19 protein-coding genes and 3 pseudogenes are annotated in these 25,535 nt (G+C 66.7%); 7 read left to right on the top strand and 15 right to left on the bottom strand.

The window, feature by feature from the left end; genetic code table 11:
- The first annotated feature begins 978 nt into the window (after positions 1 to 978).
- Positions 979 to 1,719, top strand: coding sequence for a hypothetical protein (locus CCS38_RS11125; protein WP_223733061.1), 741 nt, complete (start codon positions 979 to 981; stop codon positions 1,717 to 1,719).
- A 317-nt stretch (positions 1,720 to 2,036) separates the two neighbouring features.
- On the opposite strand, the gene CCS38_RS11120 is transcribed toward CCS38_RS11125, so the two are convergent.
- The 9 genes and pseudogenes from CCS38_RS11120 to CCS38_RS11080 form a co-directional block, all read right to left on the bottom strand.
- The gene (locus CCS38_RS11120) at positions 2,037 to 2,423 is read right to left on the bottom strand and encodes a hypothetical protein (protein ID WP_223733060.1); all 387 of its coding nucleotides are present in this window, start codon (positions 2,421 to 2,423) and stop codon (positions 2,037 to 2,039) included.
- Entirely contained in the window at positions 2,420 to 3,115 is a 696-nt protein-coding gene (locus CCS38_RS11115; protein WP_223733059.1) for a hypothetical protein, read from the bottom strand. Before CCS38_RS11115 ends, CCS38_RS11120 begins: the two co-directional genes overlap by 4 nt.
- Positions 3,116 to 3,171: 56 nt before the next feature.
- Positions 3,172 to 5,214, bottom strand: coding sequence for a hypothetical protein (locus CCS38_RS11110; protein ID WP_223733058.1), 2,043 nt, complete (start codon positions 5,212 to 5,214; stop codon positions 3,172 to 3,174).
- Positions 5,211 to 6,008, bottom strand: coding sequence for a hypothetical protein (locus CCS38_RS11105; RefSeq protein WP_223733057.1), 798 nt, complete (start codon positions 6,006 to 6,008; stop codon positions 5,211 to 5,213). Before CCS38_RS11105 ends, CCS38_RS11110 begins: the two co-directional genes overlap by 4 nt.
- A 105-nt stretch (positions 6,009 to 6,113) precedes the next feature.
- Complete coding sequence (locus CCS38_RS11100) at positions 6,114 to 6,683, bottom strand: Crp/Fnr family transcriptional regulator (RefSeq protein WP_223733056.1); 570 nt, start codon at positions 6,681 to 6,683, stop codon at positions 6,114 to 6,116.
- 749 nt (positions 6,684 to 7,432) lie between these two features.
- Positions 7,433 to 7,627, bottom strand: a pseudogene (locus CCS38_RS11095) (hypothetical protein); the annotation flags it as partial.
- Positions 7,628 to 7,700: 73 nt separating this feature from the next.
- Positions 7,701 to 10,295 carry a competence protein CoiA family protein gene (locus tag CCS38_RS11090; protein WP_223733055.1) on the bottom strand — a complete coding sequence of 865 codons (2,595 nt, stop codon included), beginning with the start codon at positions 10,293 to 10,295 and terminating at the stop codon, positions 7,701 to 7,703.
- A gap of 759 nt (positions 10,296 to 11,054) precedes the next feature.
- Entirely contained in the window at positions 11,055 to 12,290 is a 1,236-nt protein-coding gene (locus tag CCS38_RS11085; RefSeq protein WP_223733054.1) for a protein kinase domain-containing protein, read from the bottom strand.
- A 249-nt stretch (positions 12,291 to 12,539) separates the two neighbouring features.
- Complete coding sequence (locus tag CCS38_RS11080) at positions 12,540 to 12,950, bottom strand: DUF4352 domain-containing protein (RefSeq protein WP_223733053.1); 411 nt, start codon at positions 12,948 to 12,950, stop codon at positions 12,540 to 12,542.
- A 1,058-nt stretch (positions 12,951 to 14,008) separates the two neighbouring features.
- On the opposite strand from CCS38_RS11080, the gene CCS38_RS11075 reads away from it, so the two are divergent.
- From CCS38_RS11075 to CCS38_RS11060, 4 genes and pseudogenes are all read left to right on the top strand, one after another.
- Positions 14,009 to 14,344, top strand: a complete 336-nt coding sequence (locus CCS38_RS11075; protein WP_223733052.1) for a histone-like nucleoid-structuring protein Lsr2 — start codon at positions 14,009 to 14,011, stop codon at positions 14,342 to 14,344.
- Between the two features lie 336 nt (positions 14,345 to 14,680).
- A pseudogene (locus CCS38_RS11070) lies at positions 14,681 to 15,004 on the top strand (oxidoreductase); the annotation flags it as partial.
- Between the two features lie 288 nt (positions 15,005 to 15,292).
- On the top strand, positions 15,293 to 15,742 hold the full coding sequence (locus CCS38_RS11065) for a hypothetical protein (protein WP_223733051.1): 450 nt from the start codon (positions 15,293 to 15,295) through the stop codon (positions 15,740 to 15,742).
- 44 nt (positions 15,743 to 15,786) lie between these two features.
- The gene (locus CCS38_RS11060) at positions 15,787 to 16,581 is read left to right on the top strand and encodes a hypothetical protein (RefSeq protein ID WP_223733050.1); all 795 of its coding nucleotides are present in this window, start codon (positions 15,787 to 15,789) and stop codon (positions 16,579 to 16,581) included.
- Positions 16,582 to 16,905: 324 nt separating this feature from the next.
- On the opposite strand, the gene CCS38_RS11055 is transcribed toward CCS38_RS11060, so the two are convergent.
- Positions 16,906 to 17,421, bottom strand: a complete 516-nt coding sequence (locus CCS38_RS11055; RefSeq protein WP_223733049.1) for a hypothetical protein — start codon at positions 17,419 to 17,421, stop codon at positions 16,906 to 16,908.
- A gap of 553 nt (positions 17,422 to 17,974) precedes the next feature.
- Between CCS38_RS11055 and CCS38_RS11050 the strand changes: the two genes are divergently transcribed.
- Entirely contained in the window at positions 17,975 to 18,454 is a 480-nt protein-coding gene (locus CCS38_RS11050) for an I66 family serine proteinase inhibitor (RefSeq protein ID WP_223733048.1), read from the top strand.
- A 37-nt stretch (positions 18,455 to 18,491) separates the two neighbouring features.
- A pseudogene (locus CCS38_RS11045) lies at positions 18,492 to 19,300 on the top strand (IS5 family transposase).
- A 25-nt stretch (positions 19,301 to 19,325) separates the two neighbouring features.
- Here CCS38_RS11045 and CCS38_RS11040 read toward each other — a convergent pair.
- The 5 genes from CCS38_RS11040 to CCS38_RS11020 all read right to left on the bottom strand — a co-directional run bounded on the left by CCS38_RS11040 (position 19,326) and on the right by CCS38_RS11020 (position 25,529).
- The gene (locus CCS38_RS11040; RefSeq protein WP_223733047.1) at positions 19,326 to 20,609 is read right to left on the bottom strand and encodes a PucR family transcriptional regulator; all 1,284 of its coding nucleotides are present in this window, start codon (positions 20,607 to 20,609) and stop codon (positions 19,326 to 19,328) included.
- Between the two features lie 236 nt (positions 20,610 to 20,845).
- Entirely contained in the window at positions 20,846 to 21,184 is a 339-nt protein-coding gene (locus tag CCS38_RS11035) for a hypothetical protein (protein ID WP_223733046.1), read from the bottom strand.
- A 108-nt stretch (positions 21,185 to 21,292) separates the two neighbouring features.
- The gene (locus CCS38_RS11030) at positions 21,293 to 22,153 is read right to left on the bottom strand and encodes a 3-hydroxybutyryl-CoA dehydrogenase (protein WP_223733045.1); all 861 of its coding nucleotides are present in this window, start codon (positions 22,151 to 22,153) and stop codon (positions 21,293 to 21,295) included.
- 131 nt (positions 22,154 to 22,284) lie between these two features.
- Positions 22,285 to 23,715 (bottom strand): phytoene desaturase family protein, encoded by a 1,431-nt coding sequence (locus CCS38_RS11025; protein WP_223733044.1) that lies wholly within the window; start codon positions 23,713 to 23,715, stop codon positions 22,285 to 22,287.
- The gene (locus CCS38_RS11020) at positions 23,712 to 25,529 is read right to left on the bottom strand and encodes a DUF3556 domain-containing protein (RefSeq protein ID WP_223733043.1); all 1,818 of its coding nucleotides are present in this window, start codon (positions 25,527 to 25,529) and stop codon (positions 23,712 to 23,714) included. The genes CCS38_RS11025 and CCS38_RS11020 overlap by 4 nt, the downstream gene beginning before the upstream one ends.
- Positions 25,530 to 25,535 lie beyond the last annotated feature (6 nt).

Here is a 25,535-nt window from a genome sequence, read left to right as displayed (position 1 = left end):
GTTACCGCACGGTGCTTGACGGCTTCATGCCCGGTAGCCGCTAAGCGTCTCAGGTCCTAGGGGGTTGTCGAAGGGCAGAGGCCGTTGGCTCAACCTCCATCTAAGTGGCACAACATGAGCACGAGATCGATCGGGCCTCCTGTGACCAGCGTCGTTGCTCGTGCCCCGGGGATTGGTTCATCTTCCGTCCCGGCTTGCTTGCCCATTGCTGTTTAGTTGCGGTCCCCAGACTGGCTATCAGCTTCGTCGGGACTCATCGCCCGCGCGACGCGCCCCTTAAGGCTGCTGACTCAACCGACCCAAGGGGAAAGACGTTGATCATGCTTGGCGGCTGGTCAACGCGATGAGAGCCATCGGCCACCCGGGTACGGGCGTCACCGGGGTTCTCAGCTGGCGGGCTGAGCGGCGCCCAGCCCGAGGGCCGTAGGGCCACTCGGACCGTGCATCGTTCCGTCCTGGAAGAAGTTGTCGGGCCTGATCGCCGTCCTCGGATGGCCAGAGCCCGGAGTTCGGGGCCCGGCCGTACACGGCCGGGCCCCGACGTGCCCCCGCGGGGCAGCCCTCCGTACGACGCGAGCCGCCCCTGGCAGTCCCGGTCCGGCGGACGCCACGATGGAAGCCGGCCTCGGCGAGTGGAGACGGCCATGGGCTGGGCGAATCCCCAGTACCTTCCCGCACTGTGGGCAGACGGGCAGTTCACACGCCTGCTGAAGGCGCGCACACATGCCGATGTGCGACTCGTGCCAGGACGGCCGGGTCACGGTCACCGACACGGCGATCGGAGAGAACTGCACGATCCCGGGGGAGCGCTGCGTCGGGACCGGCACCGTGCCTGAGTGCGACCGGCTCGACGAAGTGTCACGCGCCCCACGTTGTCTGGGGTTTCCTCAGGGTGGCGCCGCTGGGGTGACACGAAGCCGGTCACTGAACCAACGGGTCATTGCAACTGCTCAACGTGGCTACTTCATACTGGCCTTCATGATTGGTGCGCCTGCGACGACACTGAAGAACACCTATAAGAACTGCCGCCTCGGGCGTTCCGACCTGACCGAACTCTTCGCCCGCGCAACCGGACACATCCCATCGACGCACGTGACTGTGACCACGGAACACAACAACACACGCTGGACCGCCGACTCGCTGTCGGACCTGATCAACAGCGTCACTTCGGCCTCCAGCTACGACAGTCACGTCCCTTGGGACAACCTCCAATTCAGAGCCGAGGTCCCAGGGGGCGAGCTGGAGGTCCTGATCGACATCACGCCCAAATGGCTACACGTCCGGGTGGAAGGGACGAACGACATCCTCGTCCATGGGCAGCAGGCTCGTATCGAGCTGTTCTTGCGCAACCGGGGAGCCAGCGAGGCTCAGGAGCCACACAGGCAGCGGACGGCTGTACTCACCACAGTCGCAGTATGCGCAGTGAGCGTCCTGGTCGTCTGGGGGTCTTTGCCACAGGGGCCGCTTGTTGACCCGAGGGTTGCGACCATAGTCGTATTTGGCTGTTCTCTGGCAGCGCTCACACTGACGCTTCCTCCTCTCTTCTTCAGCCGACGCGCCAAGCTAGATGTCCTGCAGGACATCCCGCGAGGATCGACCTGGAGGCGTCTCACTCCAATGGAGAGGGCCACCGTCATTGGTCTCTACGTAACAGCACTTGGCGTGGTCGGAACCGTGGCCTCGGGCGTTGTCGACGTCGCGGGCCTCTTCGGCGAGTAACTAGTCGGTCGTTGTGATCTTGCGAGGTGCTGCGTGTACGGCGAGCGGGCTTGTCGTGCGGTTGATGTCGGACGATTTGCGGGGCTTCCAGCGGGCGTGCCACCGAAGCTGGCACGCCCGCAGGCCAGGTTGGCGCCGGTCTCGAGGCAACCGGGAGATCCCGGACGCGATCGTGTTCGTAGCCGCGTCAGGCTGCACGTGAAAATCAACTGGTACTCGTATTGGGTCGATCGAGCGTCACCATTTTCGGCGCTTTCCGTGTGGTCCAGGCATGTGTCTGGGGCACGTGCTTGCCCTTGGACGCCCCCGCCCCAGTCCTACTCGTTAGCCGTCCGAAGGGCGTGTTCTGCCTGGTCCGGAGGGAGCTGCCAGTCCGTTACACGGATCCCGGCGCTTTCGATGAGGCCGGGGTCCAGCTGCAGCAGTTGGACGGGGGAGTGGCCATGGCGGTGCAGCCAGACGCGGCGGCGGCGTTGTTCAGTCTCGCTCAGTTCGTCCCAGCGGTCGTGGCAGACTCCGGGACGGTCCGCGAGGTTCTCTGCGGCCCAGGCCCGCACGAGGCTGTGCTCTGCGGGGGCGATGTGCAGGGCGATCAAGGCCCATGCGGTGCTGTAGGGCAGGGAAGGCCCGTGCTGTCTCATCAGGCGGTGGGTGCGTAGTTGCCGTAAGGGAGCCAGAAGCCATCGTCTGGTGGTGAGATTCATGGGGTGTTTTCCTGTTCGGGCGGTCCCAGCCAGCGGGCCGCAGTATCAGCAAGGTCGGTGTGGCCCAGGGCGCGGAAGGCATGGATGACGGCCTGCAGCAGGAGCTGCTGCTGTGCGGGGTTGTGCAGGACGTCGATGAGCTGGTCGGCGAACTGCCTAAGCTCCGTCCGGTGCCCGGCCGGCTGTTGTCCCGGCGGCGCCAGGTGTTCCAGCGCGCTCGTCAGTTGCTCGAGTTGCTCAGGTCGGTCAGGGAACCGGCTCATCCACCACACCCGGAGCAAATCCGGGTCGGAGAGGATGTCCTGCAGATGGCGCAGCCGGTGCATCTCTGCTTCGTGCTCAAGGTCGAGGGCACGGAGCCGGCGTGCGCTCTCCTCGGCCAGCTCACGGTCCCGCGGTGAGACTGACAGGCGGGCAGTACCGGTGGCCTCCAGCCCCGGTGCGGGACGGCCCCACGGCATCAAAGCGGCGTTGACCGCGTCCTGCGCGGCACCGAGGTCGAGTACCGAATGGCACCGCAAGACCTCGGTGGCCTGTCGGCGCAGATGCACGCGCGCCGGCGTCGCAGGATCGAGGTGGTCCGGCTGCGTGCCAGGGATCGCACGCCATGCACCGTCGATGCGCACGGTGAAGCAGGAGCTGCCAAGACAACTGGCCATCGGCTCGGGCCCTATGTCGAACGGATGGCCCATGTCGCCGGCCGGATAGGAGATCCGGCCGGTTGTCCTGCGGCGTCGGCGCGGCGATCTCACTGCGGCGGGACAGTATCGACGAGAGCCTGGTTCTCTGCCGCAGCGAGCGGATGCTGTTCTGCCGCGCCGGGTGCGTGCAACTGCTCGGAGAGGAGCTGTCCGAAGACTGCCCTGCGCCGGTCACGTCCCAGTTCGGTCTGGGCCGCGGAACCCACCAGCACCGCTGCCGCGCCCGGTTCGGCGAGCCGCGTACGCAGGACGGCTGCGGCCAGCGGCATGACCTGCTCGTCCGGAACGCTGGCGGAGTCGAGCCAGGCATCCAGCTGTTCATGGGCCTTGCGTGTCGTGGCGTTCTCTGCCAGCGCCGCGCGCCAGCCGCGCACGAGCATCTCCCAGGCAGCCGCGTCGGTTTCGAAGCCGGCTGCCGACTGCTCAGCAAGCAGGGGAAGCGGCAGCCCGTCTGCGAGCTCGGTCAGCGCCAGGAACGTCTCGGCGCCTACCCGCCGGATGACATCGCTTTCCGAGGAGGTCCACTGGATGATCTCCGACAGGATCAAGAGAGGCTGCGCGGCATTGGCGGCGAGCTTGCGCACCGCCTGGCAGGCTGCTGCCCGGTCCCGTAAATCCTCCCGCGCAGCCAGCAGCCGCAACCGGGTGAGGGCGATACGCGGATAGGTCTGTCCCAGTCGGCCGGCGCAGATGTCGGCGATGGCGGCGGCGAGTTCCGGGCTGGTGTTCTTTTGCTGGGCCCACGAGTAGAGGTTTTTGCGGACGCCCGGACCAGTGACTGGGTGGAGGGCCATCGCTTCCAGCACTTCGAGGGCCAGCTCGCGGTGTGCGGCACGTCCTGTGCTTATCCAGGAACCTGCGACGGACTGCACCATAGACCCGCCCGGCAGCAGGGACAGCCGTACCAACGCATCGGCGATCTCCCGCAGGTACTTCACGGCGGTCCCGCCGGGAGCACTGAGACGGGAAGCCCACTCCAGCAGCGGCTGACGCAGCTGAGGCCGCTGCAGCCAGACGTACTTCAACACCGCCTCGGACAGACCGTGATGGTCCACGTCCAGCGAGAGGGCCTCTTCCTCGACCGTACTGGCATCGATGGCATCCAGCCGTTTGTCCAGGTCACGCCCGGCGAGCGGACCGCCGCGCGGCAGGGCCCCGCCGACCAGTGAGAAGAGCTCGTCCGCCGCCTGCAGCACGATGCGGGCCGGCACACGCTCCAGCAGGGCAGCAGCGAGCAGCAGCGCACGCTCACGAAGATCATCCGGCTCTGCATGCTTCTCGAACCAGCGCTGCAGGTGAGCGCGCCAGTCGTTGAACTCCTCCGCGACCGCTTGCCGGTCGTCCTTCGGGGCCTGCGCGATGATTCTGGCCAGCCGCGCGGCGTCCCCGGCCCGCGCCGTGGGCGCCAGCAGTCCCTCCAGAGGCCCTGTCGTGAGCCAGTCCTCCCGTTCCGGTGCAAGACGCCGCACATGGGCCGTGGCGATCTCTTTGGCCGGGGGACGGGGCAGAGGCACACTGTAGACCGTGGTCAGGGAACCGGGGTTCCAGGTGTCCGGTGTGGCCAAGATGATCAGGTAGGCTCCGCTGGCCTCGGCTGTCTTGCGGTAGTCGGACAGCCCCGTATAGAAGTCCTCAGACAGCGTGGGACCGCTCTTCAAATCCAGGACGAAGCCGTGCTGGCTGGTGTGGGGCACCTGCTCAGTGCGCGGTCGCTCCCAGTCCGGCACCAACCAGCGGATCCGTTCCCGAGACACTCCAGCCTCGTGCAGGACGCGCAGCGCAGCGGCACGCCGACCCGTACCCGCCTCGCCGACCAGGACCAGCACGTTGCTCTGGCCGGGCTGGGACCGCAGCGCTCGCGAGGCGCGGGCCACCACACCGGGTCCCGCGCTATCAGCGGGGTCGACGAAAGCATGCTCGATTAGATCCATCTCGTGGTCGTCGACGCGGACGCCGTGGAGGTACTCCCAGCCGCGCACGTAGCGGTGGTCGTGCTCGGTGTAGTCACCGCCGACCTGAGTGATTCGGGATCCGCCCGAGGCGCTGGCGTTCTGGCTGGTTCCGGCGCCGGTGTTCTCTGTGTCCGTCATCGCCGTCCCTCCCCGGTGGTGTAGTTGCCGCCGACCTGGACCACACGTGCTTTGCCACTGGCCTTGGCCTTCTGCTTCACCCCGCCATCCGGAGCACCGCCGCTTGGCGGGGAGGAGGGCTCCGGTTCGGCCAGCGGCTCGTCGTCGGGAAGATAGGGGCGGACCGCGGCGGGGAGTAGACCGGGGACGAAGAGCCAGCACGGCTCCTCAAAACCCGGCTTGTCCTTGACGCGGGCAGGAGCGTGCAGGAACTGCCGTTTGCGCAGATTCGGCGTCCGGGCTTCCGCCACGCTCCGGCGGAAGACGGGGTCGGAGACAGCCGCGGCCAAGAGGACTCCGCTGTCCTGGGCGGCATCCATGGCTCCGCGAGCGGCGTCGCTGTCGACGAGACGGCAGACTTCCACCAGCGCCCTGTTGCGGTGAGCCGGTGGTGTCAGAGGCCCGACGTGGATGCTGGCGCGCAACCGTAGCTGCGGCGCGCTCTCCAAACGCGTGCGGTCGTACCGCTCCAGCGCGTGATGGAGATGGCTGAGAAACGGGTCGACCAGGCGTGCGGTGTGCCGACGGTCCAGGACGTAGACGGCGCCGTCACCACGGTCCTTGTAGCCGTTCTCCAGCTCGGCAAAGTCCGTTATCCCGCTCTGCGCGAACACAGTGGTCAGGATGTCGTCCAGGTCGGTGCGGACCGGTGCCATCTTGTCTTCCGGGATCTTGCTGTATTCCTTCATGTCGACGGCTAGGAGGGCGTACTCCGCCGGCACGTCGGCCGCTCCGGAGGGGAGGGGGAGTGTCATGGGAAACCATGCCTTTCAGCGGTAGGAGACTGGGTGGTCGCCTCATGCTGTAGGTGTCCCGCATGGCGCGATGCCCAGCAGTGGGCACCGCATGCGTGCGGTAGGTCACCTCTGGACGCGCGCGTGATCCTGAATGGCAGAGATGTCGCGCACCAAGAGGCCACCGGAAGGCGTTGTTGCCAGCCATCCCTGCTCTCGCCACGGCTTGAGTGCCATTCCCACCGCGTTTCGCGAAGAGCCGACCATTTGGGCCAGCTCGGCCTGCGTCAGGCGCACCGTGTACGTCCCGTCGGGCGCGGAGGAGGCGCGAGCCAGGCGGCCGAGCGCCGAGGCCAGCCGCGCGGGAACGGGCGCCGTCGCCAGCTCCAGGCGCACCGTCTCCGCCTCGCGCACTCGTGCGATCGAGTGTCGCAGTAGCGGGGCCAGCAGACCGTGACGTTCCACGAACGGGCGGAAATGCTCGGCTGCGACGACGTGCACGCGGCATTCCTCGGCGGCGATGACCGACGCACTGCGTGGCTGGTTGTCCAGAACCGCCAGCTCGCCCAGCAGCTCGCCCGCTCCCCGCACCGCCAGCAGCGTCTGCTCCCCGTTCGCACCGGTCAGCGTCACCAGCGCCGAACCGGAGGCCAGGAGTAACACGTGCGTACCGGGATCACCTTGCCGCAGCAGCATGCTCCGAGCGGGGCGGAGACGGGCAGGTGCCGTAGCGGCTAAACGGTCCCATAAATCATGGCCCATCACGGCAGCATGCTGCTGGTACATAGATCTCCCCCGAATCCTGTACTCCGTTCGTCACGATGCTCTCAACTCGTGATGTACAAGCTCAATAGGCAGATTTCGGCCATCACGATCACTGCTGTCGACAGCTAGCCATCGCAATGTCGGGGACTCTCTCTGCGCGTCACGTTCTCGAGTATCGCTAGCGGCTCAGCCTCCACAGGCACACATCCCGGTCGGTGCTGATGTGATTAGGGCGTGGTCCGATCGCTGTCCGGAAGGAGAGGGCGGGCGACAGCAGTTATCCGAGCCGGTGGACCTTGGCGGCAAGTCAGCCGGCCGAGGCCAATGCCCGCGCTCGTATGCCATGTCTGCCAAGCGGGCGGCTGGGTACGGCGTTCCGCCGCTGGCCTCCCTATGAGGTAAGGTCAGCGGCTGCTCGGTGCAGGTATCAGCCGAGTGTCTACCGGGGCGGGCGGCGCTGTAGCTGATCGATACGACGCAGTCGATATCGTCTGCCTCATCGGCCTGCCGGTGCCGAGACGGCGGCACCGGATGCGTGCGGCTACATTCTGACTGAGGCTGTTCGTTCAGGCTGCAGGGCCAGCGAGGGTCATCGAACGATGATCGCGTCCGACCTCGACTCGATGAACGGGGCGAAGCGGGACCATCCTCGCGGGTGCGAAGAGCAGGCCACGAAAGTTGGCGTGGCGTACGGCGACCCAGCGGCGGTCACCGGGGGCGTCTTCGGGTGCGATACCAGTGGCCGCGACGATGCGGCGAGCGATGCCGGCCCGCACAGCGTCGCTGGGAATGCGGTACTGGGATGTAGCCCGCAGGATGCTGCAAGTGCGACTGGCGGTACGCAGACAACTGCTCGCCTGGGAGACAATATCCATGATCGTCTCTCAGGCATGTGACGTCATTAGCCAGCGTGGCCGCGCCGCCCTGCAAGTGGTCCGGCAGCTGGAATCAGCGGTGTCTCCAGAGGGAGTGGAGGCGAAGAACGTCCATCTGCCACTGTGATTCGAGCCCATTCTCCGGGCACGGGAGTTGCCGCCCGAGGGAGTGGCCCACGTGCCTGTAGAGCGGGTGAACGTGCCGGTCTCCCACTGTGATCAGTGCAGATAGCAGCGGCTCGCCCGCAGGGGTGTCGCGGTCGACCATCACGAGCACCTCGCCTTGGTCGTCAGGGTGAAGGTGCGGCAGCTGACGCTCCATGCGTTGCCGGATACCTGACCACGTAATGGTCGACTGCTGCCGTGCCACGTTCTCAAGAACGTCCCTCAGGGCGCGGGCGATCTTGGTGAGCTCGTCTGCGGGGAGGCGGGGCTGATCCGCGGTCGCGGACTCGGCCGCAGGCGCGACGGCCATGGCGGCGGGGACTGGGCGTTGGGACGGTGTCGATACCGGAGGGGCAGTGGGGGTCTCGGTGACGGCCGCGTATCCTGCTCTCTGCCTCTGAGCCAGCCGGTCGCTGCACACGTCGAACATCGTCTGCAGGTCACCCGGCAGGGCACCTTTGTGCTGGCTCCGCAGGATCCTCATGTGTGCCATTTTTCCCCGGAGCATGAGTGTATCGATGGTGTCTCCTGCGAGGGTGAGCTCTTCCAGAACGGGACGCATCCGGTCCACCACTACCTCGTTGGTCAGCGCACTGCGCTGTTCGCGCGCTCGGGGCGGTACCGGCTCCGGCTGCCGCGTAGGCCTGGGGAGACTGGGGGCCGCCCGCTCGGCCTTCTGCTTCCCCCGGCTGGCGGTCGGCCTCTCCGCTTTCACGGGATAACCGATCAAACGTTCAAGTTCAAGGAGGACGCCGCCGTCTATGTTGCGAATGCGTCCGCGCGATGAAGCGTCCTCGAAAGCACGCACTGCCGCTTCGGCCTTTACCAGGGCCTCCTCCAGGCGGGCAGCGCGTCGCCCGGTGGCTCTGGACAGGACTCTCTTGGCTTCGTCGGTCAATTCCCTTAGCGCGCGGAGTCGCGCGAGCGAGGCGGTGCCGGGAACGGGCGCCGGATCGTCTGTATCGGACGGCACTCGGGCCTCGGTGCTCCGTGCTGCTGGTGCAGCACTCGTTGCGGGGCTGTGCGCCGCGTACGTGCGTCTGGCTTCCCGGTTGCACCAACGCCACATGGCGGAGCCCGACCCCGGCGTCCGCCTTCCCAATATGGCCAGGACGGTGGTGAGGTACGTCAGAGGTTCCCCAGCCCGATCCCGGATGAGGACAGAGAGCAGAGGCTTCTCAGGAGTGGCAGGACTATCAACTTCGACGAGCAGATCCCGGCGCCTGGCATTCGGCAGGTTCGAGACGTCGAGCCCGATCTTCCTGGAAAGCTCCTCCCAAGTGGTCGTGGTCCGCGCCGCTGCAGTCTCCAGCAGCGCCTCGCGTATACGAGCCGCCGTCTTGCTGCACTTGCGCGGGACCGACTGCGGCTTTGTATCGCCGGCAGACAGGGCGATCGCGGTCTTGAGGGGCCTGCCCAGGGAGACATCAGGGCGCCACAGGCCGGTATGTTCCGCATCAAGCCCGTTGAGCTGCGTCAGCCCGTCGGCGCGAATCGCCCACCTGGCTTCGCCAGTCGTGGAGCCGTCGTTGATCAGGATTCGTGCGACGCCTGAGAGCTGATAGACGTAGTCCTCGGTCGGTGCAGGGCTGTCGTCTGGCAGGGAAATGTAGCCCTGCACGATGCGGCTGCCGGCGGGTTTGACGTACGCCGTGATCAGATAGCGGCCAGGTGCGGTCAACGGGGATCCGACCGGAGGCGTGGCGGAGCCGTCCACAGCGAAGGTGATCTCGGTGCCGCGCAGCGCCAGGCTGGCGGGAAGCGGGTCGTTACGGCTGCCACCTGGCCGTACCGTCCCCTCGGCACCCAAGCCCTCCAGGGCAGGCGGCACCAGGCCGTGGGGAGTCATCCGGCACTCGTCCAGCGGGGCCCACACAACAGGCCCTTGGCGAGTTGCGACGCCGATCAGGACGCGGCGGTCGGTTCCCGAGGTTTCGCAGCGGACGCGAAGGGCGTAGCCCTGTCGGGCCATCATGTCGTCAACGAGAGGGCTATCGCTCCCGAAGACCCACTCGATGTGTCCCGCTTTGGCAGCGAGGCTGTCAGCTGCCCGACGCCAGGTGCGGTAGTCCTCGGAGCGCAGTTCGAACCGCAGAAGTTGCTCCGTCGCGCGTAACCAGAAGTCCACAGCGTCACCTGGCCCGTGGCCGAGACTGCGCAGATCGGCCTGCGCCGCGTGGCCTTGACCCGCCAGCCAGGCAGCCACGTCCCGCTTGATGAACAGATGGTCAGCGCTCTCCACGCCTTTGGCGGTGCGGTGACAGTCACGGGCTCCCTCAGGATCCGGAAAGTGGGCAAAGTGGCAGACCTTGTCCTCGTACCGCTTCGTCATCAGCTGCTCGCCGCAGCCGCCGAGCAGAGTGCCGCACCAGAAACGATCTGTTCCGAAGCGAAGACGGAACTGGTCGAGGTTGTGTGGTTCCTCGGGGAGGATGACCGGTTGATCAGAGTCGCAGTTTCCGATCACAGCGGTCTGTATCAGCCGAGTGTCGATCACTGCCACAGGCGCCCCGCACGCACGATATGCCCCTCCCCTATGTGGTGACGAACAGGTTACGACACGTAAAGAGGCTCGTCACCGGGCAGCGCATGGGCCTCGCCGGGAAGCGGTGGCTCACCTCGCAGGCGTGTGTGGAAGTTGAGCTCTGACGTGCGCCAACCAGCGGCGAACGTCTGCAGACGCTCGCCGCTGCACGTCGTCGTTGTCACGTAGTTCGTCACGCGCTCCGTCTATGAGTGCTAGTAGAGACTGCTTGAGTGTGCCGATGCACTCGGTACGTGGGAGGCGTCCCCGCCCCACTCGAGTGCGGGGAGCAGGCGGGTGACCGTACTGCTCCAACCGAGAACGAGGGCGGCCATTCCCGCGCGCGGGGAGCACTGGGCGCGGGTGACAGATACGGATCCGTGCTGGGGGTCATCCCCGCGGGTGCGGGGAGCATGCAAGGCCAAGGATATGAAGCAGTCCCAGCTGGCGGAGAGAAAATGAGGGAGACACCAGCGACATCCCGTCACAACGCACCCGTCAGCGTGCTGAACACGACGGCGGTACGGAGGTACCTCACGCATGCAGGGGCTAACTCCAGTTGACCCGACGTCGCTATCGTCGCTGTAACCTGCTCCCCGCACCCGCGGGGATGATCCGGCGTGGTCGCGACGGATCGGGATGCTCAACCAGTGCTCCCTGCATTCGCGGGGGCGGTTCGATCGAGGGGGCGGCGACTGCGTGGTGAGGTGGATCGCTTAGATCGTCGTTCGGTGAGCATCACCGAACGACGATCGCGTCCTGTGCCTGTTGCGTCATACGACGCAGAGCGATGGCCGCGGTAGGCAGCAGGATGTTGACGTCCTCGCTCCAGCTGTCGAGCAGGGCGCCGTCCTGCTGAAGTTCGGCTGCCAGCGTGGTGACGGTTCCCATGAGGAAGCCGCCCAGCACGATGCGCCGCCCTTGCTCATCCGGCAGCGTGCTCATCAGGCACATGCCGTCCACCTCCTCGTTGTAGTCGGGGTCGTCCGGATACCCGTGCAGGTCCAGCAGTTTCACGTCCTCGGGGCTGCGGGCGTCCACGGCCGGCCCCAGCCAATGGGTTGATTGCCCGTGCTGTGCCCAGGCCAGGAGTCGCATCTGTGGTGGCAGCATGCGCCGCAGTTCGTCCTCATGACGGCGGGTCTCCGCGGTGGCAGCTTTGAGGGCGCGAAGGCCCCGGCGGAAGGCGGGATGGGACGGGCTGACGGGGTCGGGGTGGAGTTCCAGCCATGCTGAGAGCTCGTCGCGGAAGGAGGCCATTGTCAGTCGGCGGTTTGGCTCGTATGCGGTCGCGGCTTCGAGGACCGGAGTGAGGTCCATCGATGCCTCCGCGCCCTCGGCCCACAGCGAGTACGCCCTGCCCTGTTCGTAGTGGGTGCCCTCGGGCGGAAACTCCAGGCCCTTGGCCAGCACGAACAGCGTCTTGGCCAGTGACCACACGTCGGCGTCGAAGGCAGGCTTCTTCGGGTCGAAGGACCGCATCTCCGGGGCCAGGAAATACAGCGGCCCCATCGCGGCACCGACAGCGGTCAGCTGCGGTCGCTCGGGCCAGCCCGCAATCCCGAAGTCAGCCACCAAAGGCCGTTGCTGAGCGTAGAGGAGGTTGTCGGGCTTGATGTCGCGGTGCGCGATGCCCCGTTTATGGAGCCGGGCCAGCGTATCCGCGATCTCACGAATTGACGCTACTACCTCCCGCAGCTCCGCATTCAGGCCACGGGGGCTGAGCGCCGACCGCAGCGTCTGCGCTTGCGGCATGACGAACCATTTCGGCGGGTCGTGCGGATCGGCGTCCAAGACCGGCACGATGCCTGTGATCTCCTCACCGGTCAGCTGCTGCATCCAGCGCACTTCTCGCTGAAAGCGTTCCTGCGTGGTCGTGGTGACTTTGCCACCGTTGGTCCGGGGAGTCTTCAACACGCCGGACTGCCGGCTGTCGGCGTGCTGGACGACACAGACATGGCTGACGCCCTTCATAGGCCGCAGAAAGCGCCAAGGGCCCCATGAGCGAGGACGAGATGCTGACATGAGAGGGAATGTAGAGCAACGCGCGCGCCTTCGGTAATGCAGGTGCCACGATGACTACTTGGTCGGTAGAGCGGCCCCTTGCCCGGGACAGTGCGTCGTTCAGTGCGGGAGCGGGGCCTGATAGCCTCCGCCTCAGAGCGGACAGGATCGTCTCCGTGGGTGCGGGGAGTAGTTCTCGAACCAGGAGTAGTTGGTGCGTTAGACAGAGGGCACTGACCATTCCACGGCGTCACTGCTTGGCGGTGCGTACACGACTCGCTCCGGACGCTGATTCCCCGGAACCGGGAAGACGATCTTCCCGCGTACGCAGTCGCCCACCCGCACCGCAGTGTCGCCGATCGGGTACTCCGGTCTGGGAAAGTCCCCGTAGGTAACGCTCGACGGTTCGACGCGAGCGCCGTCGGCGTATGCCAGGGACCACGGCGTGTTGTTGACGTATACCTCCTGTCCCTCTGTGCTGCAGACCTTGACCTCCAGCGCCGCCCATACGTAGCCCGCCTGCTCGGAACCGAATTCCTCTTCAGGCTGCACGGAGCCCCGAGCGACGGGCTGTTCGTAGGCGATGGCGGTGGTGGCCCCAGCGGCTCTGCTGCCGTCGGACTCGTCCACCCACTTACTGGACTTACCCAAGGTCAACGGCTTGTGTGGCGTGGCAGCCGGCTCCGTCCGGTTGCTACTGCGGGACTTGGTGGGCTCCGGCTTAGCCGTAGTGCTGTCGGAGCAAGCAGTGAGCAGCATGGCGAGTGCCGCCACTGCCACAGCGGCGGAGCGTATGTGCATGGTCCCCCCTGGGATGCATGTGCTGTGCGATACATCATCCATGGATATGGGGATTTATGGACCAGCTGTGATGAAACAGTGGTCGAGCTGTTTTCTGTGCAGAACACCCGAGTGGCCGGGACTCACACTAATAGTGAGCATGGTTGGTTCGGCTCGCACATGAGTTGCCAGGCAGACTTCCCCGTGCTTGCGGGTACGGCCCTGGCATCGTGGAGATCCGTGTCGAAATCTTCGGCTGTCCCCCGCCGCTGCGGTGTTGGTCCAGTGCACGGGTCGATGTCCCGGGATCGCGTGTCCCCGCCTCCGCGGAGGTGGTCCGATCCATGACTGTGTCTGCGCTGGCCCGCTCTTGCGCTCCCCGTGGCCGCGGGATTGCCTCCGCGGCGTCAGCGGCTGTGAGCGGTATCGTGCCCGTTGGGGGCATTAAGAATTCGTGCAGTCCGTTCTTCCCTGCTGACTCATGTGCGAGTTCCGTCGCCGTGAAGCCGGGTGATCGGTACGGGCGGATTGTGCTGGCGTTGGCGCCTGTTTTGTACAGGTCACCTGTCTCTCGCTGCAATTCGTCAGTTGGCTGCAAATCGGCAAAGAACCTCTGTGCTGTGGACCCCCGGCTCGTGGAGCTGTGGAACTGGTTCAGTGCGGCTTTTAGTGCACAAGTGCTGTCCGGCTGGCGGTGCCGCCGCACCGAGTGCGAGGCCGACTGATTCGTTGCAGGGCGGTATGGTTCGTGGGGCGCAGTCCTGGCCTACTGGAGTGTGTGCGGGATCTGTTGAGAGCGTTCCGGTTACTTGCCGTGACGGAAGTCTAATCTGGTTCTGTTGGCATTTTTGGCCTTGCGGGCTTAGCATCCCTTGCATTATCACTGCGGAATATGTGGAGGGATGGGTATGGCTCAGAAGGTCATCACGGTCATTACGGACGACCTGACCGGTGAGGAAATCGAGGACGCCAAAACTCACACCTTTTCGGTCAACGGATCGACATACGAGATCGACCTCGGTTCGGACTCGTACGACTCGTTCCTGGAAGCGGTGCGGCCCTTCATGGAAGCCGGCCGACGTGTGAAGAAGGCGCGCGGTGGTGCCCCGCGCGGCAAGGCTGACGCAGGCGCCGGTGGCGACACTGCGGCGATCAGGCTCTGGGCCAAGGAGAACGGCTACGAGGTCAACGAGCGCGGCCGTATCCCTGCGGAGATCCGTGAGGCGTACGAAAACGCTCATTGATGGTCGGTTGGTGCGGGAAGCCCCCTTTCCAGGGGGCTTCCCTTTATGTGAGTCATCTCTATGAGGCATAGCCCTTTGTCCGGTCGTGGTGGGCCACCCCTCCGTCACGCCACCCTCGCCCGGTCGGCCGTGACGCTGGCGACACGCGCGGCGCATCAGGAATGCTCCCCGGCGGGGTTCGGTTGTACGAGGGGCGTCGTAGTTCGGTGGCGAGTCGGTCGTCGGGCGATCTCCTTAGTTCGATGGTTGCCGTACTACGATGTCTCTCGTATCAAGGCTTCGGGCTTGCTCTGTCCGGAGTCGTGTCCGCCCTCGTTCATGAACAGGGAGCCTGTTGTGAGCGCACTGTTCGAGCCGATCACTCTTCGGCAGCTGACCATGCCGAACCGTCTGTGGATGGCTGCGATGTGCCAGTACTCGGCGGCGCCGGAGGGGCCCGAGCAGGGTGTGCCCAACGACTGGCACTTCCAGCACCTGGCGGCCCGCGCCGTCGGCGGCACGGGCCTGATCATCACCGAGGCCACCGCCGTCAGCCCCGAGGGTCGCATCAGCCCGTATGACCTGGGGCTGTGGAACGACACCCAGGTCGCGGCCTTCCGGCGCATCACCGACTTCATCAAGGCCCAGGGTGCCGCCGCTGGCGTCCGAATAGCTCACGCAAGCTGCACCAACCTTCAAGTCATTACGTGCAGTTCTCTGGCGCTCTGTGCTTGAGAACTCCGTCTCTTCGTTACTTGTTGGGGGCATCGCCCCTTTCGCTGCACTTGGGGCTCCCGCTTAGGGCGGCCGGGGCGCCTCGTGTGGTTCGGGTGATCGCGAGGGACGCACAACAGCTGCGCGTGGAAGAGAGGTTGGCTGTTGCCTCAAACGAAATGAGCAGTCGAGCGGATACGTGAATGTCGTCACTGGAGGACCGAAGCAACGGTCGGCGCCTCCACCGCCATGGCGGTGCTGCTGACCACCGGTGCGGCCGTCCCGGCTCACGCAGACTCCGACGGAGCCGGCGCGACCCGCACCAGCGGTGACGTCCACGCCCAAGGGGCCGGTGTTTTCCGCACCTACGGGGACAGGGTGCACGTCTCCAGCTCCGCGCCGCGTACTGCCTCGGCGCACGGCTGGTGGCGGAAGTTCAGCGACGACGGCAGCAAGGCCAAGGTCACCGTGTGGCTGCAGGTGAGGGCCAAGAAGGGCAGCCGCTGGCACACGGTCGCCAAGGGCGTGAAGACCATCAAGCCGGCCAAGCCGCGCAGCCGGAAGCCGAGCACCACCGCGCTGAAGAAGTGCAACAACCACAGGACGCGTCAGTGGCGTAGCTTGATCGATGTCGACGTCGTCGGTGTCAATGACTCGCCGGAGAAGGCGTACACCAAGACCGTGAAGCTGCGTTGCGGCGTGTGACGTGAGCACGGGAAGCCGGTTGGGGAGCTGTTATGCACTGTGGAATGACTGTGGGAGTGCACGGGGTCCTCAACCGGCATTCCTGGCTTGAGAACGCTGACACGGAGGAGTTCCGCGAGACGGTGATGGATCTTGCCCTGGTGCGCGCGGAGGCATATGGCTGGCACGCGCCCTACGGCTGGCGCACGCCGCAGGGGAAGAAGCTCTTTCACGACCCGGAGCGCTGGCTGGAATGCGACAAGGGCGGTGACTGGGCCGGCGGCGACGAAGTCCGCGAACTCGCCTGGATGCGGGCCGACATTCCCGAAGACGTTCGCCACCCGCGTCTGCCGGTGCTGCCGATGACCCGGATGCTGTTCGACGCCCTCGGGCGGGTGGGGGACGTCGCGTTCACCGCGCTGTGCACCTACCTTCCGCTCCAGATCACCGCCGGGGACGCGTCCGATGACCTGGACGACATGCGGGAGTGGTTCTCCCTGGCCTCCCCGTCCGCGCCCGTCGATGTCCGCGTAACGGTCTCCGCAGCCCCCACCGCAGCATGGGACGCCCCGAAGGAGCCAGCGCGTGTGCTCACCGCTGTGCAGGAGCGCCTTGGCACGGCGGCCGAGACGCGTATGCCTTCGAGGATCGACGCGGCGCATCTTGCGCGCCGCGGGACGAGCGGCGAGCTGCTGCAGGGAACCCGGCCAATGGCACAGTTCGTGGTCCGCGCGCGGGAGTGGTCTCCGGAGGTGGCAGCGTGGCTGACCGAAGCGACCGGGGATGCGCTGCGGACGACAGGCCACTCCGTGCCTGCCGTGGTGACCGTCTCCCACACGCCGTCACCGGCCACCGCCTGACTCCTCGCCGCCACGCGGAGCGAAAGGCGCAAACGCCGACGTCAGCGGCGCGAAGCTCTCCGGTGGCCAGGTCTCCTTCCGCAACGTGGAGATCTCCGGCGGCACGGTCTCCGCGGCGCAAAGTTACGCGGCGGCTCCGTCCCCTTCGACCGCGCGGAGTCCTCCGACGGCAGGGGCTTCGCCGGCAGAGCGCCAGGTTGGTCGGCTGTGTGCCGGCGGCAGATGAGTCCGGATGCCGCGTACGAAGCGACCTCCCGCCTCGATCTGACGGCTTCGCCCCTGCCCCGCCGTCATGCGGGGCAGGGGCGAAGCCGTTGCCGAGGGCTACTTCCAGCTGAACACCTTGTCGGTGGGGTTGTGCTCGCCCTCTGCCAGCGCATACGCGAAGTTTTCGCAGTTAGCGCCGTAGTAGAAGTTCCACGGCCGGTCGTCGTTGTTGAACACGGTCTGTGCGGTCGTCCCCAGCACACCGCCGGCCACCGGGGGTGCGGCGTCCAGGTAGAGAAGGATCCGCCCTTGCTGGAACTCGTCCTGCCTGAACCTGAGCGCCTTCTTCCAGTGCTTGTGCGCGTTCTCGATCCACGCCTCGCGCTGCTCCGGGAACCGATCGACGCGTTCGAGGGGGATGAGCGTGGTGGCGAGCATGTCCACGTAGCGGCCGGCCGTCTCGGCAAAGCCGGCGTAGGTGGCCCGCCGTGCCTCTCGGAGGGCCCGTAAGGTTTCGGTCCTGACCTGGTCACGGGCTGTGCTGCGGCTGAGGAGCGCCGCGGTGGCGCCTGTTGCTGGCGTACCGATGGCTCCGACGGTGGTGCCGAGTACGGCGGCAAGTCCTGCGTCCATCGCGCCACTGTGGTGGCTGCCGTCCGGACAGCGCGAGATGATGATCAGCCATCCGCATCCGGACACAGTCGCCCCCCGGGAGACCGGTCCCGGGGATGGAACCGTGGTTGGCGCTGAGATCGATCTTGGTCGTCTAGGCCCTGTCCGGGCGATCATGTGCGGAGCCACATGATGGGGGCTGCTGCGGTGACAGTTCCCAGCTAGATGTAGCCGCGCTTTTCTTAGCGGGTTGCCGACCCGGCAGGGACGACAGCACGGCCCGGTAGACCTCCGCGGTGCCCGGCACCCGACGCCGGGCACCGCGCCGGTCCTGTGAGGATGGACCGGTGGGCCACCGACCGGGCGTCCCACCAAGCAGTGTGAAGGAGTAGTAGGGGGTGTCGTAGTTGCGCGACACCCCGCGGGTTCTCCCGAGGCCCGCTGAGCCCCTGAGCCCGTGGCCAGAAGTTTCTTTTCGTTCAGGTGGTCCGCTGCCCTGTGGCGTAACTTCAGAGCTCCTGAGACGTTTCCGGCTCGGACCGGTCGGCGGTCCAGTCGATGGCGAGGAGGCGGCATGGGCAGCTTGGACCAGCTCCGTGACACGGAAGTGCGCATCCACTTCGCCGGAGGAGGTGTCGCGGGGATCGACGGACGAGCGTTCGCAGTCCTGACGCCCGAGCCCCCCGCCGGCTCGTGGAAGCTCGTCTCTGACGAGGCCAGGGGTGAGAACCACTTCGTCATCATCGACGCAGTGGAGGGCTTCGGTAAGGGACTCAAGCTCGCAGATCCGGAGGAGGCGGACGCCCAGGTCGAAGTGGGCTTCATTCCCGTAGGGAAGAGCTTGCCGCCTTTCTACCCGCCGAACGCCGTGTGGGTCCTCGACCCATCCGAAGATGACGACGGGGCCCACTACCGCCTGCGCAACCTCGCGTCCAACACGTACATCGGTCGCAGGGCGGCCGAGGACGGGTCCTCGAACCCCAAGCCCATCGTGGTCAACCCTCAGCCACAGAACCCGGAAAAGATGTTCGCGGCTATCCTCCCCGTCACTTAGGTAGTGTCTTTCCGATCATCCGATCTTTGGACTGGTCGTGAGGGATGGGGAGATAACTGACGCCGCCTGGTCGGTGATCGAGCCGTTGTTGCCGCCAGCGGGTCGTGCCCGGGGCAGGTGGCGGGATCACTGCCAGGTCCTGGAGGGCATCGTGTTCAAGTTCCGCACCGGTGTGCCCTGGAGGGATCTGCCGGAGCGGTTCGGTCTCTGGCAGACCGTGCACGGACGCTTCGCCCGCTGGGCCGCTGATGGAACCTTCGACCGACTCCTGGCCGCCCAGCAGCGGGCGGAGGTGGACTGGCTGGTCGCGCTGGACTCCACCATGGTCCGAGCCCACCAGCACACGGCCGCCAAAGGGGGCTCGACGAACGTGGGCTCGGACGCTCCCGCGGCGGGCTGACCAGCAAGATCCACCTGGCCTGCGACGGACGTGGCCGGCCCCTGGCCTTCACGGTCACGGCCGGCACGCGCAACGACTGCACCCAGGCCGAGACTGTCATCGACAAGATCCGCGTCCTCCGGCCCGGACCGGGACGGCCTCGTGTCCGCCCGGAGCGGGTGGTCGCCGGCAAGGGCTACTCGGCCCGCACCTTCCGCGCCTACCTGCGCAGACGCGGAATCAAAGCGACCATTCCCGAACGCGTAGACCAGCTCGCGGGCCGACGACGTCGCCGTGAACGGCCCTGCGGCTTCGACTGAGCCGTCTACCGGCGCCGCAACGTCGTCGAGCGCTGCTTCCACCGCCTCAAGCAATGGCGGGGCATCGCCACCCGTTACGACAAGCTGCCCGACCGCTACCTGGCCGCCATCACCCTGGCCAGCACGCTCATCTGGCTCGAGGCGTGATCGTCCAGACGCTACCTAGGTGACATCACTCTCCCTGCCAGCCGCCGGACAGCGCTGCCGGACCGAGGAAGTGGCAGATCTGCAGGGCGAGTGCGATGTCCATACGATTGTGTGCGGGGAGGAGTCCGGGCGGGTCAAACACTTTGCTCACCCGGTACTTGACCGTGTTGCGGTGCACGTTGAGCAGTTCGGCGGTCTTGCCGTAGTTCTCGCCCATGGTGAAGAAGACATGGAGGGTGCGGCGCAGTTCGGCGGCGTTGTCGTCGTCGCGGGCGAGCGGACCGAGCACTTCGCGCACCCACTGACCGGTCGAGTCCATGTCCTTGGCGAGCAGCGAGACCATGGCCACCCCGGGGTCGCCGAAGCTCACTGCGGCAGGGGTCCGGCCGTTGGAGGCGAGAGCGACGGCCTTGGCGGATTGTGCCTGTTCGTGGGTGCGCTTGAAGCCCGTCAAGCCGCGGGCCGGCAGGCCGAGGGCGAGCCGGCATTCCTTGACCAGGTGGACGGTGGCGTCGCGGACGGCGTCCATGTCGAGCGAAGGCGGCTTCGGCCCGAACGGCAACCATGCCCAGACCATGCTGGGATCGACCGCTGTAATGATCGGAGGGCCGATACAGGCGCAGCTGGCGGCGAGTCTGAGGACGAAGCGTTCGAGGTTGCGGGGATCGTCCGGGCTGAGCGCGGCCTCGGTGTTCCAGACGACCGCACCGACGTGGAACTGGTCAAGGCGGTAGCCGGTCTCGTGCTCGAAGAGGGAGGTACTCAGGGGCTGGCCGGCGATGAGCTTGTGGATCAGGGAGGAGTGCAGGTTTCCGCGAGCGCTGATCCAGCGCCTCTTCTCCTTTTCGTACGTGTCGAACACGTACAGCGAGATCCAGTCGATGTACTGGTAGACGACACCGGAGATATGGCGCAGTACCTCCAGTTTCAGGTCGGGATGGCAGTCCAGCTGCTGCACTGCCGGGAAACTCGCTTCGATGAAGTTGTTCTGGCCCATGTGATAGGCGCGGACCAGGGAGTGCGCGGGGATGTCGCGCTGTGCGAGGCGCAGGGCGTATTCGGTGGCGGCGGTGGTGGGCTGGAGGTGCTGGATGGGAATGTCGTTGGCGAGGATGTGAATGATCGTCTTCACATTGGCATCGACGCTGGCCTCGAGCAGCTCGACGAGCCGCTGGTCCTCGTCCAGGTGGCTGATCTGGCGGGCGAGGCGTCGGCTCATGGCGAGAGCGATGTCGGGCTGGCCGTCGTTGAGTCGCCGCGCGGTCTGAGCCACCAGTCGCAGGATTTCTTCGTCCGTCCCGGTTGTCATCGCACCTCCAAGTACGTCCACGCCGGTCGGCGGCGCCGTGGGCATGCAGGCGGGGTCGCTGGAGAGGACCTGTCCACCATAAGTTTCCCAGCCCACGGCCGTGAGCGACGCGGCGCCGTCCCCCGGGGGGGGGTGTCGGGCGCCGGGCATCCGGCATCAGTCCGTCGCCTCCGATGACGAGGCACCGCTGGTGATCACTACGGATGTGCTGCCGGTCGATGCTCGGGGCGGATGGTTCACACCGACTCGTAGAAATGGAGGACCGGGCCCAGGACGTGCATGTCGATGGCGTCGGTGATGTCGAGCGTTCCGTCCCCCAGGGCCTGGACCAGCTGGTCCGCCACGGCCGGCAGATCGTGCGTGTCGATCTCGTAGATCGAGAGGTAGCGGCGGGTGGGCAGGTCTTCGGCGGGCACCAGTTGTGTCTCGCTGAGTCGGTAGCGGCGGCCGCCGATGATCCCGGGAATCCGCTCCACGACCTGCGGGATGTGGATCTCGTCGAACCACTTGTTGAAGGCGTTCTCCTGTGCGGGGGAACTTGGCGAAACGTAGGCGTGCAGTTGTGCGCGAGGCATGATTCAAGACTTTCGATCGGCCCGTGAAGGGGTACGGACACCTTCGCCTTCAGGCTCCCGACGTCAGGCGGGCGACGCGGATCTGTTTCGTCGGGATCTTCGGTCGGGTCAAGCGGCGTAGTGGTAGAAACCCCGGCCGCTCTTGCGGCCGAGATGGCCGGCGGCGACCATGCGGCGCAGCAGGGCAGGCGGCGCGTACAGCGGTTCCTTGAACTCCTCGTACATCGACTCGGCTGCAGCCTGGGCGGTGTCCAGGCCGATGAGGTCGAGCAGACGGAGCGGTCCCATGGGGTGGGCGCAGCCGAGTTCCATGCCCCGGTCGACGTCGTCCGGGAGTGCGCCCCCCGACTCCACCATCCGTACCGCGCCGAGCAGGTAGGGGATGAGCAGGGCGTTGACCACGAACCCTGAGCGGTCAGGCGCCTGGATGGCACGCTTGCCCAATTGTCCGGTGAGGTGGCGAGCACGCTCCGTGGTTTCCCGGCTGGTGGTGAGGGCGGGGACGAGCTCTATCAACTGCTGCACCTGCACGGGGTTGAAGAAGTGCATGCCGATGACCTGCTCGGGCCGATCGGTGACAGCGGCCAGGTCGACGATGGGGATCGCGGAGGTGTTGGTGGCCAGTATCGCCGCGGGGTCTTCGACGATCTTGTCCAAAAACCGGATGACGTCGACCTTGAGATCACGGTTCTCCGCAACTGCCTCGATGACGAACTCGCGGTCGGCCAGGTCGCCGAGGTCGTGAGTGAAGGTGAGGCGGTCGAGTGCGTGATCGCGCTGTTCCTCGCTGAGTTTGCCGCGCCGTACCCCACGGTCGAGGGATGCGGTGATGCGACGGCGGCCGGCTTCAGCGGCGTTGCGGTCGGCCTCGACGACGAGGACGTCGAGACCGCTGCGCGTGGCGACTTCGGCGATGCCGGAGCCCATGAGGCCGCAGCCGACGACGCCGAGACTGGTGATGGAATGCATGTGGCTTCCTGACGGACGGAGTGCTTGTGTCGATCCCGGACGGTGCGGCGCATCCCGGCTGCCGACGTTCTGTCTGTCGACACCGCCCGTGACATGGGGTGTCCTGCGTTCCGGGCTGACAGGAGGTGGAATCACCGGGTGCGAGCCGCGCGATTCAGGTACCGCAGGGCGGCCTCGGCGGCATGGGCGCCGCACATACCGTGCGCTCCGGGTCCGGGCGGGGTCGCTGCCGAGCAGAGGTAATGGCCGGGCAATCCGACCTCGTACGGGTTCAGGGTGAGGCGAGGTCCGAACACCAGCTGAGGGATGTTCTTGGCGCCGGTCATGATGTTCCCGCCGACGTAGTTCGGGTTGTACTCGGCGAAGTCGGAGGTCGTGCGTACCGCACGGCCGACGATCCGCTCCCGGAAGCCCGGGGCGAACCGCTCGATCTGGGCGGTGATCGCCTCCGTGGCATCGCCGGTGTAACCGTTCGGCACGTGCGCGTAGGTCCACACCGGGTGAACGTCACCGACCGAGCGCCCCGGGTCGGCCAGGTACTGCTGGCCCACCAGCACGAACGGCCGCTCTGGCATCCGTCCGGCACTGATCTCCCGCTCGGTGGTGGCCACCTCGGCGAACGTGCCGCCGAGGTGCACCGTCCCGGCCCGGCGCGCCGGCTCGGCCGTCCAGGGAACGCCGCCCTCGACGGCGAAGTCGACCTTGAAGGCACCCGGTCCGTACCGGAAGCGCCGGTAGGCGCGGGCGATGCGTGGGGGCAGCCGGTCACCGAGGATGTCGGCCACCGCGGTGGGCGCGAGGTCGAACAGGGTGACGTCCGTGGCCGGCAGATGGGAGGCCGACCTCACCCGGACGCCGGTCTCGATCGTGCCGCCGAGGGCGACGAGCAGCGCCGCCAGGGCATCGGTGATCGAGCGCGAACCGCCTTCGGCGACCGCCCAGCCGTGTCGGTGCCCGGCGGTGAGGATCCCCAGACCGATGCTGGAGCTCAGTGGCAGGTGCAGTGGCTGGAACGCGTGCGCCGCCACGCCGCCGAACAGGGCCCGGGCCTCCCCGGTCGTGAACATCCGGGCCAGGACCGTGGCCGGGACGAGCGCGGGGATCCCGAAGCGGGCGAGCCGCAGCGGGTGGCTCGGGATCCGCAGCAGCGGACCCATGATGTCCTCGGCCAGCTCGTCGTAGGCGGCGACGGGACCGCCGAACAGCCGGCGCCACCGGCCGCCGTCCAGTCCCAGACCGGTGGCGGTCCGGTGGAGGGAGCGGTGCAGGACGCCGGCCGTACCGCCGTCGAGCGGGTGCACGCAGTCGATCTCCGGAAGCCTCCACTCAAGGCCGTAGCGGGCCAGGTCGAGGCTCTGCAAGAACGTCGATCCCACGGCCATCGGATGAATGGCGGAGCAGTGGTCGTGCAGGAGCCCGGGCAGGAGCGCCTCGCTGCTGCGGGTGCCGCCGCCGATCGCGTCGGCAGCCTCGAGAACAGTGACCTGCACGCCCTCCCGGGCCAGGAGGGCGGCGGCCGCGAGCCCGTTGGGTCCGCTGCCGACCACTACAGCCGTGCTCATGCAGGCGTCCTCTCGCCGAAGCCGTTCTCGCCCTCGCGCCGGGCGAGCACCGGCTGTGCGGCGGCCGACCAGGTGACCTGGGTCGGGATCGGCCCGTTCGGCAGCCACGGCTGCTCACGGACGGCGTCGGCGACCCGCCACGTCCCGCGCTCGATCACCCCGAGGGCGGCGTCGATGACCTTGTAGTGCTGGACCTTGCTGTGGATGGCCTGGGACTCCACCCACACGACGATCCACTCGCCGGGCGCGAAGCCGACGCGGCTCTGCACGGCGCGGATCAGGTCCTCGTTGTGGAGGTGGCCGTCACCGAAGTTGAACCCGATCAGCGAGTTGCAGCCGAACTCCGCCTCGCGCACCGTCCACCGGTCGAGGTCGGGGATGTGCCTGATCAGCAACGAGAACAGGCCGCGGCCCTGGCTGTGCATCGCCCGCCAGGCGATCGTCTGCTGCATGGTGACCTCGGCGACCGGGGCGGGGTAGCCCATCGCCTGCAACTGGTCGACCTGGTTCTTCGTCGGCCGGTGCACCATGGAGTTGAGCTTGTCCTCCGCACCAGGCGCGAAGGCCCACAGCGCCGAGGCCCAGTTGCCGGCGTACTGGCGCATCGACGGCAGGAAGGACACCAGGTCGGGCCGCAGGTTGCCGAGCACCGGGAAGAACAGCAGCCCGCCTGCGATCACGACCGTCAGCCACGGGGAGGAAACGTCACCGATGCCGTAGCCGGACCAGGCGGGGAAGCCCCAGAACAGGAACACCGAGGCGAACGCGAAGAGGATGTTCCACTCCAACGGCACCGCCAGCGGGAACGTCGAGGTGATGAACAGGTGAAAAAGGACCATGAGCGCGACGGCGGCCAGGGTCACGTAGGGATCGGTGGAGAACAGCAGCACCAGAGGGGTGATGATCTCGACGGTGGTGCCGCCGATGTGCGCCAGGGCCCCAGCGACCTTCGAGGGGCGGATGTCGCGCGGGAAGTCGCGGTAGTGGGCGCGCTTGAACCACTTCGCGGGTACGCAGGGGCTGTTGGAGACCATCGGAGGCACGACGTTGGAGAAGTGCAGCCCGAACTTCGACACGCCCGCGCCGACCCACACGGCGACGATCAGCAGCTTGAGCGCGATGATCATGTCGACGAACGGCAGGAAGGTGAAGAAGACCAGGGCCGGCAGGTACTGCTCCCCACGAGCCGCCAGGAAGATCGTCTTGTCGCGCAGTCCGCACACAACCAGCAACGCCATGGGCGCGATCAGCAGCTCAGGATTCACCAGTCCGGTGGTGTTCTCCGGGAGGACCACCGACAGCGTGGCGCTCGGGACGCCCGGCAGCAGGAGCGCGACCAGAAGAGTCGCGAGCAGGGCGAGGTAGAGCACGACGTCACCCGGCGTGCGGCGGTCGCCGGATGTGAACGGCACCCGTCGCCACGGCCGCAGACGAATCGTGCCGGGACGGGCCCAGAACAGGATGCCCCCGGTCATCGGCTTGAACTTGCCGGCGATCGGGCCCCAGGAACCAGCGAGTCCCAGCGTCTCCAGCAACACCGTCCACAGCACCAACTTCTGGTAGACGATCGGCTCGTTCCACCAATGGGCCACGTCCCAGAACGGACCCAGCCCGGAGGTCCAGGTCGCCACGGCCGTGCCGCCCAGCATGTAGAGGACGAGCAGCTTGACGACATAGGTCGTATGGATCACCTTGGGTGAGCCGAACCCGTACTCCACCCAGTGCAGGGCGAGCGTCCTGATCCGCTCACGCAACGGCTTGTCCAGGAACGTCTCGACGTCGACGGGCGGGAAATCACCTGTTTTGAACCCCACGTGCGG

It is taken from the genome of Streptomyces purpurogeneiscleroticus (genome assembly GCF_020024005.1).
Classification (GTDB): Bacteria; Actinomycetota; Actinomycetes; order Streptomycetales; family Streptomycetaceae; genus Streptomyces; species Streptomyces purpurogeneiscleroticus.
The sequence above is the reverse complement of the archived record's forward strand: the minus strand, read 5'-3'. Positions and strand labels throughout refer to the sequence as shown.

Coding starts and splice junctions, on each gene's coding strand:
- CCS38_RS11125 (WP_223733061.1), top strand. CDS start 979: ATGATTGGTGCGCCTGCGACGACACTGAAGAACACCTATAAGAACTGC.
- CCS38_RS11085 (WP_223733054.1), bottom strand. CDS start 12,290: ATGAAGGGCGTCAGCCATGTCTGTGTCGTCCAGCACGCCGACAGCCGG.
- CCS38_RS11035 (WP_223733046.1), bottom strand. CDS start 21,184: ATGCCTCGCGCACAACTGCACGCCTACGTTTCGCCAAGTTCCCCCGCA.
- CCS38_RS11040 (WP_223733047.1), bottom strand. CDS start 20,609: ATGACAACCGGGACGGACGAAGAAATCCTGCGACTGGTGGCTCAGACC.
- CCS38_RS11105 (WP_223733057.1), bottom strand. CDS start 6,008: ATGACACTCCCCCTCCCCTCCGGAGCGGCCGACGTGCCGGCGGAGTAC.
- CCS38_RS11055 (WP_223733049.1), bottom strand. CDS start 17,421: ATGGACGCAGGACTTGCCGCCGTACTCGGCACCACCGTCGGAGCCATC.
- CCS38_RS11110 (WP_223733058.1), bottom strand. CDS start 5,214: ATGACGGACACAGAGAACACCGGCGCCGGAACCAGCCAGAACGCCAGC.
- CCS38_RS11050 (WP_223733048.1), top strand. CDS start 17,975: ATGGGCAGCTTGGACCAGCTCCGTGACACGGAAGTGCGCATCCACTTC.
- CCS38_RS11115 (WP_223733059.1), bottom strand. CDS start 3,115: ATGGGCCATCCGTTCGACATAGGGCCCGAGCCGATGGCCAGTTGTCTT.
- CCS38_RS11030 (WP_223733045.1), bottom strand. CDS start 22,153: ATGCATTCCATCACCAGTCTCGGCGTCGTCGGCTGCGGCCTCATGGGC.
- CCS38_RS11100 (WP_223733056.1), bottom strand. CDS start 6,683: ATGCTGCTGCGGCAAGGTGATCCCGGTACGCACGTGTTACTCCTGGCC.
- CCS38_RS11025 (WP_223733044.1), bottom strand. CDS start 23,715: ATGAGCACGGCTGTAGTGGTCGGCAGCGGACCCAACGGGCTCGCGGCC.
- CCS38_RS11075 (WP_223733052.1), top strand. CDS start 14,009: ATGGCTCAGAAGGTCATCACGGTCATTACGGACGACCTGACCGGTGAG.
- CCS38_RS11120 (WP_223733060.1), bottom strand. CDS start 2,423: ATGAATCTCACCACCAGACGATGGCTTCTGGCTCCCTTACGGCAACTA.
- CCS38_RS11060 (WP_223733050.1), top strand. CDS start 15,787: ATGACTGTGGGAGTGCACGGGGTCCTCAACCGGCATTCCTGGCTTGAG.